This is a genomic window from Ruegeria hyattellae, assembly GCF_041537925.1.
Taxonomy (GTDB): domain Bacteria; phylum Pseudomonadota; class Alphaproteobacteria; order Rhodobacterales; family Rhodobacteraceae; genus Ruegeria_C.
On sequence record NZ_JBGOSH010000004.1, the window covers coordinates 309,641 to 324,249 of the forward strand.

Genomic DNA, 14,609 nt, shown 5'->3' on the forward strand with positions numbered 1-14,609 from the left:
AGCTTAATGGATGAAACACATTAAATACGCGCCCGGAATCGCGCTCTCAACAAATTTCCGCCTTGCGGCCAGATTGCAATTGTATCGCGCACAGGAGCATGTGGGCTTTCTGTATCGAATGCACGCGCTTCGTTGCTGAAAGCAAGATGACTACACACAAGGATGAAACTCGGCAGGGATGGTTCCGGGCACCAGTCGCTAAAGTGACAAGCGCCCGGAGGTGAGCCTTACTCCGCCGCCTTGACGGGTGGAGTGCCGGGCGGGACCGGCGAATCCGGAGACTCGGGGAGTTTGAACTCCGAAACGGCGGCGCTTGACTTGTCGGGTGCGCCCCAGATGATCTCGGTGGCGCTCAAATCCTTGGCCGAGCGGAACAGGCGCATGTCGCGCGCGATCCGGCTGGACTGACCGGCTGTCAGGCGCGCCAGCAGGCGGCCGAGCCAGACCGCATAGGTCTCGATCCAGACCCGCAGCGCCAGGAACGAGGGGGTCAGGATCAGCGTCAGAACCGTGGCGATGCCCAGGCCGAACACCACCGCCGTCGCCAGCTGTTTCCACCAAAGCGCCGTGGGGCTGTCGATGGAATAGCCGCCATCGATGAAATTCAGGCTCAGCCCGAACATCATCGGCGTCAGGCCCGCCATGGTGGTGATCGTGGTCAGCAGCACCGGGCGGATACGCGCCTCGGCGGTGCGAACGATCGCCTCGATCCGGGGCATGTAGCGGCTGTATTCCTGATAGGTGTCGATCAGGACGATGTTGTTGTTCACCACGATGCCCGCCAGCGCCACGATGCCGGTGCCGGTCATGATGATCGAAAACGGCTGATTCATCAGCATCATCCCGATCAGCACACCGGTGGTCGACAGCACCACCGCCAGCAGCACCAGCACCGAGTTGTAGAAGCTGTTGAACTGCGCCAGCAGGATGATGAACATCAGCCCCAGCGCCCCCATGAATGCGTTGACAAGGAAAGCGCCGGATTCCTCCTGCTCCTCCTGATCGCCGGTCCAGAGCCACTCGATCGAACCGGGCAGGGGATCTGTGTCCAGCCATGTGGTCAGTTGGGCGATCCGCTCGTTGGGATTGACGGGTAAGGTCTTGGCAGCGCCATCGTCAAGGGCGGCCTGAACCGCCGGGATCGTATCGGCCCCAACCAGTTCGAATACCGTATAGCGCGCGCCGCCCGGCGCGGTCAGGACGGGACCAGTGGCTGCGGTCCCTTCGGGCAGTTCCTTGACCATGGCCAGCGTCTGTTCGACACCATCCGCATCAACTGTGGTGAGTTTGACCAGTCCCGGCTCTACATCCGCTTTGATGTCGAAATACCGTTTCTGATCGACCCGGTTAATCGAGGCCAGCTTGGCCACCGGTTTGCGGGTCACGAAGTTGCTGAGCGGCACCAGCCCGTCAGGCGTGCGCACCTTGATTCTGTCAAGCGTGCTCAGCACCCGTTCTTCCTCGGGCAGGCGCACGCGGATCTCGATTTCGTCGTCGCTGCCCTCGGGGCGCATCTCACCCAGAAGCACGCCGCGCGTGACCAACTGCACCATGGCGCCGACGGTCGCTACATCGGCGCCGAAGCGACCGGCATTGGCCACATCCACGTCGATCTGCCAGTCGATGCCGGGCAGGGGCAGGCTGTCTTCGACTTTTATCAAGCCAGGCGTCGCTTCAAATTGCGTCCGTGCGGTTTCCGCCGCCAGCGTCAGCTCTTCCCAGTCATCGCCCCGAACCCGCAGATGCACCGGCTTGCCCTGACCCGGACCCTGTTCCAGCGCCGAGACCTCGGCGATGATGCCGGGCAGCTTGACCAGTTCGGCGTTCAATTGGTCGAGGACGAAATTGCCATCATATTCCGGCGCGATCTCTTCCTTTTCGAACCCGAGCAGGTTCGTGACTGGCCCCCAGAACCACCCTGTGATCGGCTCGGAATTGGTCGGGCGGTCTTCCCACGGGATGATCTCGAACTGGACCTGCCCGATGGTGTCAGCAGGCGACTGTCCGCCGCCGGGGCCGCCGGTGTTCAGCCCGCCTTCGCCAGCGAAGGAGAAGACGTTGATCACCGCCGGGTGGGCTTTGATGATCTCTTCGACCTCACGCACCATCTCGTCTTTTTCATGCAGCGAGATGTTGCCGCGCGCGCGGACATAGGTGGTGGCCTGTTCCGGTTCGCTTTCGACGAAGAATTCGACGCCGCGGTTGTTGCCCATGAAAGTAAACACGGTCATCACGACGCAGAAACCGACCACGGCAATCGACACGACGGGCATGATCGGGTTACCCGCGATGAACTGGATTACCCGACCAAAGGCGGTATGCTCGCTTGCGCGTTCGACATGGGTCGTCTCGTGAACGCGCTGGACGGCTCCCATGGTGACGGACGCAGAGAAAGCGCCAAGGACAAACACGAGGGCTCCAAGGATCAAACCGCCCGTTCCGGTGTCACCGCTGCGCAGTAGAATCATCGCGCCCGAGAACACCAGGTAGAGCGCGACCGGAACAAGTGCCGCCCGCAGCCAGAACGGGGCGCGGGCGCGTAGCCAGTCCGAGATGCGGCCAAGGATGCGGCTCATCCGCCCTGATACCCCGCCCATCACCGGCAGATAGATCAGCGCCACCACCAGCGAGGCCGAGAGAACGAAGATCAGTGTCACCGGCAGCATGCCCATGAACTCACCCGGCACGCCGGGCCAGAACAGCATCGGCAGGAAGGCGCAAAGCGTGGTCGCGGTGGACGAGACGATGGGCCAGAACATCCGCTGCGCCGCCTCGACATATGCATGCATCGGGCCGATCCCGTCCCGGATGCGCTTGTCGGCATATTCTACCACCACAATGGCGCCATCGACCAGCATCCCGACGGCAAGGATCAGACCGAACATCACGATGTTCGAGATGCTGATCCCCATGATCGCCAGCAGCACGAAGCACAACAGGAACGAGGTCGGGATCGCAAAACCCACCAGCAGCGCGGCGCGGCTGCCAAGCGCGGCCAGAACCACGATCATCACCAGGGCAATCGCGGTCAGGACCGAGCCCTCAAGCTGCCTGACCATCGAATTCACGACCCGGCTCTGGTCGTTCGAAGTGCCGACCTCGACAGCGGCCTGCAGTTCCTTTGGCCAGTTTTCCTGCGACTCGGCGACCTTGGCTTTGACCAGATCGACCGTGTCGATCAGGTTGAAGCCCTTGCGCTTGACCACCTGCAGCGCGACGGTGCTCTGCCCGTCAAAACGGGCCGTGCCTTCGCGGTCTTCGAAGGTGTAGTTGATCTGCGCCAGCTCGCCCAGCGTCACAACACGGTCGCCATTCACCTTGACCGGCAGCCCATAGACATCCTTCGCTGTGGTGAAGGAGGACGGGATCTTGACCGAGAATGCGCCCTGTGCGCTGTCGATCTCACCCGCTGCGATCAGCTGATTGTTGTTTTGCACGACCGTGATCAGTTCTGCGGCGGTAACGTTATAGGCCTCCAGCCGCAGCGGGTCGATGATGACCTCGAGCAGTTCGTCGCGATTGCCCGCGATCCCCGCTTCCAGAACCGCGTCGAGAGATTCAAGATCGTCCTGCAAGTCCTTGGCAATGCGGGCCATTGTTCGCTCGGGAACCGCACCGGTCAGGCTGACGATAACGATAGGGAATTCGGAGAAGTTGATTTCGGTCAGCGTATATTGCTCGGCACCGGTCGGAAATTCGGCCTGCGCTGTATTCATCGCATCGCGCACATCGGCGGTGATCGCGGTCTTATCCCAGCCGAAATCGAATTCCAGCGCCACGCCGGCGTAACCTTCGGCGGCGGTTGCAGTCATTTCCTTGAGCCCGTCGAGATCGGCAAGCTCGGTTTCCATTGGCTTGACCAGCAGGTTTTCGCTGTCCTCTGCTGAAATACCGGGGAAATTGACCGAGACGAACAGTGCCGGAATCTCGATATCCGGTTCGCCCTCTTTCGGCAGGTTCACATAGGCGAAGCCGCCGATGATCAACGACAGCGCGATAAAGGCCAGAACCATCCGGGCGCGCGAGGCGGCCCAGTCGACGATGCCTGTCATTGCGCAGCCTCCCGATAGGTCGGTGCGACCTCGACACCTGCGGTGACGAATTCCTGGCCGACCACGATCACGTTCACCGTTTCCGGCAGTCCTGCCAGCCAGACGCCATTGGCGTCATCGCGCAGCAACTCGACCGCGATGAAATCCACCACATTGCCTTCGCCCACTGCGCGCACGCCCAGCTCGCCCTGATTGTTCAGCGTCAGCGAGGATTGCGGCAACAGATGCGCCTTTGCCCCTTCGGCGGAGATCGAAATCGTTGCAGTCTGGCCGTCGCGGATTTTCAGCTCGGGGTTGGGGACCGAGATTTCCACCTCGAAGGTGCGGGTCGTTTCATCTGCCGAACGGCTGAGGAAGGTCACTTGCCCCGCGACCTGCAACCCGGTCGCCAGTTGCGCTCCGGCTTGTGCGCCCAGCTGCACCCGGTTGACCTCGGCCTCGGGGACGAAACCCACCAGTTTCATCGGATCAAGCTGGATCACCGTCGCGCAGAGCGATCCGGGCTGCATCAGGCTGCCCAGTTCTGCCGCGTCACTTTCCAGCAGCCCGTCGAAGGGGGCGGTGATGGTGATGCGGTCAAGCTCTCGTTCTGCTGCGGCCACTGCGGCGGTCGAGGCCTCGATCCCGGCGCGGGTGGCTTCCAGACCGGATTCGGCGGTTTTGATACCAGCTTCTGCAGTACGTACACCTGCCTCGGTCGAAATTCGGCGGGTTTCCGAGGCATAACCACCCTCGGAAAGGCGTTGAGCTGCGTTGTTGTTTATCAGTGCCTCTTCCAGACGGGCCTTGGCCTCGTCCAGCCGCGCCTGAGATTCGGGCACCCTGCTTTTTGCCTCGCTCTGACGGGCGCGGACCTCTAGCAGATCAGCCTGACGGGTGCCCACATCCAACTCGCACAGCAGGTCGCCCGCCTTGACAAATGCGCCCTTGCGGAGTGGCTCGGACACCACGGTCGAGGTGGTCTCGGCCAGCACCGCAACCTGGCGGATCGCCTTCGTCTGGCCGCGCAGAACCACCGCGCTATCGATCTCGCGCGCGGTCGATTGCATCGCGACGACACCGATCAGGCTGGCCGTATCATCTTTGGGCGTGGCGTCGGTGCCCTCGGCTTCGACGGACTCGGCGGTGGTCTGGGCGGCGGCGTCCCCTTTGGCAAATGCCAGAAACGCGTCACGTTCAAACACCAAAAGATAAAGCGCAATTGTCACCAGAATCGCGGTGACTATGGGGATCAGACGCATCTTTTGCCTCTTTCAAATTTTTCACGGCGCAGCAGGGGTGGTCCAATCAGACCTGCACTGCGACTTGTGACATGGTGTCTCGTTTCCATGATGTCTACGCTAAACTGACCAGTTCAGATTATTTTTTTTCGGCGCGCTGTGCAAGCGCTTGCTGTTCCCGTGCCTTACGGCCCTTGGCTTGCCCGGTGGGGCACGCTATGACAACCGCCAGAAAACGCATTGGGGCCGGACCGGGGACAAGCATGAGCGACACTGACAGTTTCATCGATGAAGTGACCGAAGAGGTCCGCCGCGACCGTATGTTCCTGCTGCTCAAGCGCTGGGGATGGGTTGGCGCGCTGGCCGTTGTCGCGATCGTCGGCGGTGCGGCCTATAATGAATATTCCAAGGCGCAGGTGCGCTCGCAGGCCGAACAGTTGGGTGACGGCATCATCGCCGCGCTGAGCGAGAATGACACGGCGGCGCGGGCCGACAAGCTTTCACAGATCGGTGCCTCTTCCAGCGGTGGCGACGCAATTCTAAAGATGCTGACCGCCTCGGCACAGGCCGGATCGGAACAGGCCGATGCCGCAGTGCAAAGCCTTGATGCGATTGCCGCAAATGGCGAACTGCCCCGCATCTACCGCGATATCGCCAGTTTCAAGGCACTGACCCTGCAGAGCGAGACCCTGGCGGTCGAAGACCTGCGGCAACGGTTCGAAGCTTTGGCGCAGCCCGGCGCGCCGCTGCGTCTGCTGGCCAACGAACAACTGGCGTTGATCGACATCGCCCATGGTGAGGCCGAAGCGGCGATCACCCGGCTCCAGGCCCTCATTCAGGACGCTGAGGCCAGCACGGACTTGCAACAGCGCGCCGCACAGTTGATTGTCGCGCTGGGCGGAACGCCGGAACAGGCGCCCGGTCAACGGGGTTGATCCGGTCCCCGCGGGGACCGGCAATTGGTAACGGACAGGCAGGATCGGGCATGGCAAAACTCTCACTCTCGCGCAGCGGACTTGCCGCGATTGGCGCCGTGTTGCTGCTCGGCGCCTGTCAGGAGCCCGATCCGGTTCTGCCCGGCAAGCGCGAAACACTGCGCGGTGCGGAAGTCGGGCAGGGCGAGGTGTCGGCCTCGAAACCAATCCGCCTGCCTGCGCAGAAGAGCAACGCCTCCTGGCCGCAAAGCTTCGGCACGCCAGCTTATCGCACCGATAATCCCGCTTTGCGGGCGACGCCGCAGCACATCTGGACCACCCCGATCGGCGCGGGCGACAGCCGCCGCCAGCGCATCACCGCTGACCCAGTGGTCGGCAGCGGGCTGATCTATACGCTGGACGCCGCAGCTCAGGTAACTGCCGTCTCGCCAAATGGTGGCGTGGTCTGGACCCGCAACCTCGTCCCGGCGGGCGAGGGTGACGGTCAGGCGACCGGTGGTGGCATGGCCTATGACAATGGCACGCTTTATGTATCCAGCGGCTTCGGCCGCCTGAGCGCATTGGATGCCACCTCGGGCGCCGTACGCTGGCAGCAGCGGCTCAATGCAACTGGCAGTGGCACTCCGACCGTGCGCGACGGGTTGCTTTACTTGATCGCCGGGGACGAGACCGGCTGGGCCATCAACACCAAAGACGGACGCATCGCCTGGCAGATCGAGGGCACGCCCAGCATCGGCAACGTTCTGGGCGCACCGGCCCCGGCGCTGACCTCGGATCTGGTGATCTTTGCCTTTGCCTCAGGCGATATCATCGCGAGCTTTCGCAAGGGCGGGCTGCGGCGCTGGAGCGCCTCGGTCTCGGGCCAGCGCAAGGGCCGCGCCGTGGCGCGCATCGCCGATGTGACCGGCGGGCCGGTTGTGGTGGGCAGCCGCGTCTATGTCGGCAACCATTCGGGCCGCACCTTATCGCTGGAAACCCAACTGGGCGAACGGCAATGGACAGCGGATGAGGGCGCAATCTCGCCGGTCTGGCCTGCGGGCGACAGCATCTTCCAGATCAGCGATCGCGGTCAGCTCATGCGCCTCAGTACCAGCGACGGATCGGTCATCTGGGCGCGGGACCTGCCGGGCTTTCTGCGGGACAAGCCGCGTAAGCGGGGCGAGGTTGTGGCCAATTACGGTCCGGTCCTGGCGGGTGGGCGCCTTGTGGTCGCCTCCAATGACGGTTTCCTGCGGTTCTTCCGCCCCGAGGACGGCACGCTGCTGAACCAGGTCGAGGTGCCCGGCGGCGCCACCACCGGGCCTGTCGTGGCGGGGGGCACGCTTTATGTTGTCAGTGCCAAAGGTGATCTACACGCTTTCCGTTGACGCAAACATGCGCTAAAGGGCGCGTCTGAGTTTTGAAAGTGAAGCCCGATGTCCTTGACCCTCGCCATTGTGGGGCGCCCCAATGTGGGCAAATCCACGCTTTTCAATCGCCTTGTCGGCAAACGGCTGGCGCTGGTTGATGACCAGCCCGGCGTGACCCGTGATCTGCGCGAGGGCGAGGGGCGGCTGGGCGACCTGCGCTTTACCGTGGTCGATACCGCCGGTCTGGAAGAGGCCACCGATGACAGCCTGCAGGGCCGGATGCGCCGTCTGACCGAACGTGCCGTTGACATGGCCGATGTGTGCCTGTTCATGATCGATGCCCGCGCGGGCGTGACGCCCACGGATGAGCTTTTTGCCGATATCCTGCGCAAACGCTCCGACCATGTGATCCTGGCCGCAAACAAGGCCGAAGGGTCTGCCGCCGATGCCGGTGTGATCGAAGCCTATGCGCTGGGTCTGGGCGAGCCGGTGCGGCTGAGCGCAGAGCATGGCGAGGGGCTGAACGATCTCTATTCGCAACTGATGCCGGTGGCCGACCGGATGGCCGAAGAGGCCGAGCGGATCGCACCAGAGACCGATGTGGATCTGGACGAAGACGAGGCGGCCGAAGCGGGCGCTGCGCCCGCAATCACCGCCGCCAAGCCGCTGCAGGTTGCCGTCGTAGGCCGGCCAAATGCGGGAAAATCCACGCTGATCAACAAGATACTGGGCGAAGAGCGTTTGCTCACCGGTCCCGAGGCCGGGATCACCCGCGATGCGATCTCGTTGCGGATTGATTGGAAAGGCACGCCGATGCGGGTCTTTGACACCGCCGGAATGCGAAAGAAGGCCAAAGTACAGGAAAAGCTGGAAAAGCTCTCGGTCAGCGACGGGTTGCGCGCGGTCAAGTTTGCCGAAGTGGTCGTGGTGCTGCTGGATGCCGCGATCCCTTTCGAACAGCAGGACCTGCGCATCGCCGATCTGGCCGAGCGTGAGGGCCGCGCCGTGGTGGTCGCCGTCAACAAGTGGGATATCGAAGACAGCAAGCAGGAAAAACTGCGCGACCTGAAAGAGGCGTTCAATCGGCTGCTGCCGCAATTGCGCGGCGCGCCGCTGATCACGGTCTCTGCCAAGACGGGCAGGGGGCTGGACCGGCTGCATGACGCGATCCTGCGGGCCCATGACGTGTGGAACCGCCGGGTGACCACGGCGGCGCTGAACCGCTGGCTTACCGCGATGCTGGAACAGCACCCGCCGCCAGCGCCTGCCGGTCGCCGGATCAAGCTTCGTTACATGACCCAGGCCAAGACCCGCCCGCCGGGATTCGTGGTAATGTGCAGCCATCCCGACAAGATGCCCGACAGCTATACCCGCTATCTGGTCAATGGTCTGCGCGAGGACTTCGACATGCCCGGCACGCCGATCCGGCTGACCATGCGCGGGCAGGGCGACAAGAACCCCTATAAGGGAAAAAAGAAGGCAGGGCCGTCGAAACTGCGCAAACATCTCAAAGGACGCGCGTAACCGCGCCAATTTGCTGCATTTTTCATCTCAAGGCGTGACAAGCCCTGGAAAGGGGCGTTATGCATGGCGAGAGAGTGTCATTTTGATTGCATCCTGACGTTGAACAGGGTGCTATCCAAGGTCGTGCAACACACCAGACCAAACGCGCAGGAGACGGGCGGAATGGATCTAAGAGCTTATACGCGCCAATACGCCATCCAGGACAACAGGCTGGCATCACTCAGCTATTTCGGCACGTTTGCGGCCTATTTCGCATCGCTCTACTTGGCGATCCGCTATGTGGACACTTGGCTGATAATGCTACCAGCAGGCTTGGTATTTGCCTTTGCGGCAGTGCGGCTCTATGTCCTGCAGCATGATTGTGGCCACCATTCCCTGTTCAAGACCCGCCAGCAGAACGAATGGGCGGGCCATGGGTTGTCGCCTTTCACCTTCGCGCCGTTCGAAGTGATGAAGCAGAATCACAACCTGCATCATTCCGGGATCGGTAATCTGGAACATCGCGAAACCGGCGAGATCAACACGATGACCGTCCGCGAATGGAACACGGCGGACTGGAAAACGCGGTTGGTCTACCGGCTTTATCGCAACCCGTTCATCCTGGTGCCGGTCGGGGCCGCCTTCACCTATTTCATCCGCTACCGCTGGCCCAAGAACACGCTGCGCTTCGGCTGGAGGGGCGTGGCTCTGCACAACCTGTCCATCGTGGTGATGCTGGGGTTGCTTTATGCGGTGGCGGGCATGACTGGAATATGGGTCTGGCTGGCCTTTTCGTTTCTGGGTGGGATGCTGGGCGTGTTCCTCGTCTATCTGCAGCATAATTTCGAGGATACCTACTGGGACCGCCGTCCAGATCTCGATCCACAGATCGCCGCGCTGCAGGGCTCGTCGGCGCTGGATTTCGGCTGGTGGTTCGACATGGCCGTGGCCTGTATCACCCTGCACGATATCCACCATTTCAACGCGCGCATCCCCTCTTACCGGCTGCGTGCCTGCCACTATAACCTGCCGCCCGAGTATGCCCCGCGCCGGATCAAGTTCCCAGAAGCTTTGGCGGCGCTCAATCTGAAGCTTTGGGATGAGGACCGCAAAAGGCTGGTCCCATTCCAGAAACCCTCGCACCATCCGGATGTGCCCCAAGCTGGCTGAGCGCACCAGCCAGTTGGATCGCCCGGGTTTCAGCAATCGGTCACCGGCCCTTGGAAGATGGGAGGGCGACCTCAACGGAACGAAGGACAATTGAATGACCAAACTTTCTGATCTGAGCGGCGTTGGTGTCGCGCTTGAAAAGGCGATGGGCGGCATCGGCATCAAGACCCCTGCCGATCTGGCCAAAGCGCAGCCCGAACAATTGATTGCGCTGCCCCGAGTGGGCAAAGTGCGTGCCGCAAAGATGATCGCTTCGGCCAAGGCTGACGCTTCAGCGCCGGCGACGGACCGCACCAAACGCGCCGCCGCTGCCAAGCCGAGAACCCGGTCAACGCCAAGAAAAGCGCCTGCAAAGAGAGCCGCGGCATCGAAACCCGCTGCCGCGAAACCCGCTGCTGCGAAACCTGCTGCTGCGAAACCTGCTGCTGCCAAACCTGCTGCCGCGAAACCTGCTGCCGCGAAATCCGCTTCGGCGAAGTCAGCCGCTGCGAAACCTGCTGCCGCCAAACCGGCGGCCGCCCAGGCGTCCGCACCCAAAGTGACTGCGACCAGACCTGCCGCAAGCAAAGCCGCTGCTGCGCCGACACCATCGAAACCTTCCGGTGGAAAGACCAAAGCCGACGCGGACGCCGCCAAGAAGACCAAGAAAGCCAAGGCGAAAGCAAAGGCCGAAAAGGCCGCCAAGAAGGCCAAGGCGCTGGAGGCCGAGTTCAAGAAAGCCAAGGAAAAGGCCAAGGCGAAGGCCAAGAAGGAGAAAGCCAAAGACGCAAAGGCCAAAGCCAAAGCCAAAGAGGCGAAGGCCAAAGCCAAGGACAGCAAGAAAAAGGGCAAAGGCAAGAAAAAGGCGAAGAAGTAGCCCTTCTTCGCCTCTCAGGTCAGAGCTGCTTTAGCGCAGCTGACCATCCAGTCCCAGCGTGGTCTTGCCGCCCAGATAGGGCGCCAGCACGTCGGGCAGGGTGACGGTACCATCTTCGTTCTGGCCGTTCTCCAGCACTGCGATCAGGCAGCGGCCCACGGCCAGACCCGAACCGTTCAGTGTGTGCAAAAAGGCGGGTTTACCACCGCCCTCGGGCCGGAACCGTGCATTCATCCGCCGCGCCTGGAAATCGCCGGTGGTCGAGACACTGGAGATCTCGCGATAGGCATCCTGCCCCGGCAGCCAGGCCTCGATATCAAATGTCCGCCGCGCGCCGAAGCCCATGTCACCGGTGCACAGCACCACGGTGCGATAGGCGATACCCAGCGTCTCCAGTAGCCCTTCGGCGCAGCGCAGCATGCGCTTCTGCTCATCGTCGGAGGCATCGGGATGTGTAACCGAGACCATCTCGACCTTTTCGAACTGGTGCTGGCGCAGCATGCCCGCCGTGTCCTTGCCCGCGCTGCCCGCCTCGGAGCGGAAGCAGACCGTATGCGCGGTCATCCGGATCGGCAGGTCGCGCTCGTCGAGAATATCGCCTGCCACCGAGTAGGTCAGCGTCACCTCGGAGGTCGGGATCAGCCACCAGCCATTGGTGGTCTGATAGCTGTCCTCGCCAAATTTCGGCAGTTTATCCGTGCCATACATCGCCTCGTCGCGCACCAGAACCGGCGTCTGCATCTCGGTCAGGCCGTTTTCGTCCACATGAGTGTCGATCATGAACTGCGCCAAGGCCCGGTGAATGCGCGCCACACCTTTGGAGAGGTTCACAAACCGGCTGCCGCTGGTCTTGGCCGCGGTCTCGAAATCCATCGCCGCTGCAACGGCGGGGATTTCGTAGTGCTCTTTGGGCGCGAAGGCGAAGGACGCAGGCTCGCCCCAACGGTTGACCTCGACATTGTCATCCTCATCCGCGCCCTCGGGCACATCCTCGGCAGGCACGTTGGCGATCCGGGCCAGCATGTCGGTCAGCTTGGCGTCCAGCTCCTTGGCCTCACCCTGCATCGCCGTCACTTCGGCCTTCTTGTCCGAGACCAGCGCCCGCAGCTGCTGAAATTCCGCCTCATCGCCCCGGCCCTTGGCGGCGCCAACCTCCTTGGAGGCCTTGTTTTGCTCAGCCTGCGCCGTCTCGGCGGCCAGGATCTTGGCCCGACGGGCCTCATCCACCGCCAGCAATTCCGGCGACATCGGCGCATCCCCCCGCCGCGCCAATGCGGCGTCGAAAGCGGCTGGATTTTCGCGGATTGCGCGGATGTCATGCATGGGTCAGCGTCCTTCAGATTGGGTCCCTGTAAGTAGCGCCCTTAGACCCAATTCTGCGGCGACTGACAACACCTCGTTCGTTCGAACAGCTTCAGAGGTGCAAGCCAACACAACTTTCGAACACGCCGACCTCCACGCCGCTTGAACCTTTTCGCTGCAGCGCATAGGTTCCCGCAAAATTCGCGGGTGCGGCCCGCTTCTCTAAACAAAGGAACATCCCATGGACGGTGGCGCTATTGCCCAGTTTCTCCCGCTTATCCTGATCTTCGCGATCATGTATTTCCTGCTGATCCGCCCGCAGCAGAAAAAGGTCAAGGAACATCAGGCCATGGTCAACGCGTTGCGCCGGGGCGATCAGGTGGTCACCCAAGGCGGTCTGATCGGCAAGGTTGCCAAGGTCAAGGATGACGGCGAGCTTGAGGTCGAGATCGCCGATGGCGTCAAGGTGCGGGTTGTGCAGTCGACGATTTCCCAGGTGCTGAACAAGACCGAACCGGCGAAATAAGTACGCCTGTCAACCTATTGAAAAGGCAGGGTAATGCTGCAAATCGATACCTGGAAACGGGTCCTGATCTGGCTGGTCGTGGTGGCTGGCCTGCTGATGGCCCTGCCGAATGCGTTCTACACCCGTGTGGAACAATCCAACGACGCACTTGCCGCCATCGAGTTGGGCATCGACACGCCGCAGATGCAGGCCGAGGCGGCACAATGGCCGTCTTGGTTGCCGTCGTCGCTGGTCAATCTGGGTCTTGATCTGCGCGGCGGTGCGCACCTGCTGGCCGAGGTTCAGGTCGAGGATGTGTACGAGGCCCGCATGGATGCCATGTGGCCGGAAATCCGCGACGCGCTGCGCGATGAGCGTGCGACGGTCGGCACCATCCGCCGCCAGGACAGCGCGCCGGGCGAGATTCGCGTCCGCATCAGCCAGTCTGAGGGCATGTCACGCGCCCTGCAGGTGGTGCGCGATCTGGCAACTCCGATCCAGACCCTCGCCGGGCCTACCGGCACCGATATCGAGGTTTCCAGCCAGGGCAGCGATATTGTCGTGACACTGAGCGAGGCCGAGAAGCTGGCCTCGGACGACCGCACCGTACGGCAGGCGCTTGAAATCATCCGCCGCCGGATCGACGAGGTTGGCACCCGCGAGCCGACGATCCAGCGGCAGGGACCGAAGCGTATCCTGATCCAGGTGCCGGGCATCGGCAGCGCCTCGGAACTCAAAGAGATCATCGGTACCACCGCGCAGCTGACCTTCAACCCGGTGGTCTCGCGTTCAAGCGACGCCGAGGCCCGTGTCGGTCCGGGGGAAAAACTCGTTCCCTCGCTCGATGAGACAGGCACGTTCTACATCATCGAATCCGCCCCCGTGGTCACCGGCGAGGAACTGGTCGATGCCCAGCCCGCCTTTGACCAGAACGGGCGTCCGGCGGTAAATTTCCGCTTCAACACCACCGGCGCGCGCAAATTCGGCGACTATACCCGCGACAATGTCGGCGCGCCCTTTGCCATCGTGCTGGATGACGAAGTGATCTCGGCTCCGGTGATCCAGAGCCACATTCCCGGCGGCTCGGGCATCATCACCGGAAATTTCACGGTCGAGGAAAGCACCAATCTGGCCGTGCTTCTCAGGGCAGGGGCCTTGCCCGCAGGGCTGGAATTCCTCGAAGAGCGCACCATCGGCCCCGAACTGGGGCAGGACAGCATCGACGCGGGCAAGGTGGCGACCATGGTGGCCTTCGCTGCGGTACTGGTCTTCATGGCGCTCAGCTATGGACTGTTTGGCCTCTTTGCCAATGCGGCGCTGATCATCAATATCGGGCTGATCTTTGGCCTGCTGTCGCTGATCGGAGCGACGCTGACGCTGCCGGGTATTGCCGGTATCGTGCTGACAGTGGGTATGGCGGTGGACGCCAACGTGCTGATCTTCGAGCGGATACGGGAAGAACTCAAAACCGCCAAGGGACCCGCCCGCGCCATCGAACTAGGCTATGAAAAGGCGCTGAGCGCCATTCTGGACGCCAACATCACCACCTTCATCACGGCGGTGATCCTGTTTGCCATGGGCTCGGGCCCGGTCCGCGGCTTTGCCATCACGCTGGGGCTGGGCATTCTCACCTCGGTCTTCACCGCGATATTCGTGACGCGGCTTTTGGTGATAATCTGGTTCGAACGCCGCCGTCCAAAAATGATAGAGGTGTGAT

10 protein-coding genes are annotated in these 14,609 nt (G+C 62.2%); 7 read left to right on the forward strand and 3 right to left on the reverse strand.

Features of this window, described 5'->3' with window-relative positions; genetic code table 11:
- Positions 1–227: 227 nt before the first annotated feature.
- On the reverse strand, positions 228–4,052 hold the full coding sequence (locus AB1E33_RS12300) for an efflux RND transporter permease subunit (RefSeq protein ID WP_372577570.1): 3,825 nt from the start codon (positions 4,050–4,052) through the stop codon (positions 228–230).
- On the reverse strand, positions 4,049–5,293 hold the full coding sequence (locus AB1E33_RS12305; protein WP_372577571.1) for an efflux RND transporter periplasmic adaptor subunit: 1,245 nt from the start codon (positions 5,291–5,293) through the stop codon (positions 4,049–4,051). Before AB1E33_RS12305 ends, AB1E33_RS12300 begins: the two co-directional genes overlap by 4 nt.
- A gap of 242 nt (positions 5,294–5,535) precedes the next feature.
- On the opposite strand from AB1E33_RS12305, the gene AB1E33_RS12310 reads away from it, so the two are divergent.
- From AB1E33_RS12310 to AB1E33_RS12330, 5 genes are all read left to right on the forward strand, one after another.
- The gene (locus AB1E33_RS12310; RefSeq protein WP_372577572.1) at positions 5,536–6,207 is read left to right on the forward strand and encodes a tetratricopeptide repeat protein; all 672 of its coding nucleotides are present in this window, start codon (positions 5,536–5,538) and stop codon (positions 6,205–6,207) included.
- Positions 6,208–6,257: 50 nt separating this feature from the next.
- Entirely contained in the window at positions 6,258–7,574 is a 1,317-nt protein-coding gene (locus AB1E33_RS12315) for a PQQ-like beta-propeller repeat protein (protein WP_372577573.1), read from the forward strand.
- Between the two features lie 48 nt (positions 7,575–7,622).
- The gene (gene der / locus AB1E33_RS12320) at positions 7,623–9,080 is read left to right on the forward strand and encodes a ribosome biogenesis GTPase Der (protein ID WP_372577574.1); all 1,458 of its coding nucleotides are present in this window, start codon (positions 7,623–7,625) and stop codon (positions 9,078–9,080) included.
- A gap of 162 nt (positions 9,081–9,242) precedes the next feature.
- Positions 9,243–10,229 (forward strand): fatty acid desaturase, encoded by a 987-nt coding sequence (locus AB1E33_RS12325; protein ID WP_372577575.1) that lies wholly within the window; start codon positions 9,243–9,245, stop codon positions 10,227–10,229.
- A 94-nt stretch (positions 10,230–10,323) separates the two neighbouring features.
- Positions 10,324–11,085 carry a helix-hairpin-helix domain-containing protein gene (locus AB1E33_RS12330; protein ID WP_372577576.1) on the forward strand — a complete coding sequence of 254 codons (762 nt, stop codon included), beginning with the start codon at positions 10,324–10,326 and terminating at the stop codon, positions 11,083–11,085.
- A 30-nt stretch (positions 11,086–11,115) separates the two neighbouring features.
- On the opposite strand, the gene serS is transcribed toward AB1E33_RS12330, so the two are convergent.
- Positions 11,116–12,408 carry a serine--tRNA ligase gene (serS, locus tag AB1E33_RS12335; RefSeq protein ID WP_372577577.1) on the reverse strand — a complete coding sequence of 431 codons (1,293 nt, stop codon included), beginning with the start codon at positions 12,406–12,408 and terminating at the stop codon, positions 11,116–11,118.
- Positions 12,409–12,628: 220 nt separating this feature from the next.
- Here serS and yajC point away from each other — a divergent pair, with 220 nt between their 5' ends.
- Positions 12,629–12,913: a preprotein translocase subunit YajC gene (gene yajC / locus AB1E33_RS12340; protein WP_372577578.1), complete on the forward strand. Its 285-nt coding sequence runs from the start codon at positions 12,629–12,631 to the stop codon at positions 12,911–12,913.
- A 33-nt stretch (positions 12,914–12,946) separates the two neighbouring features.
- Positions 12,947–14,608: a protein translocase subunit SecD gene (secD, locus tag AB1E33_RS12345; protein ID WP_372577579.1), complete on the forward strand. Its 1,662-nt coding sequence runs from the start codon at positions 12,947–12,949 to the stop codon at positions 14,606–14,608.
- Position 14,609: the final 1 nt, after the last annotated feature.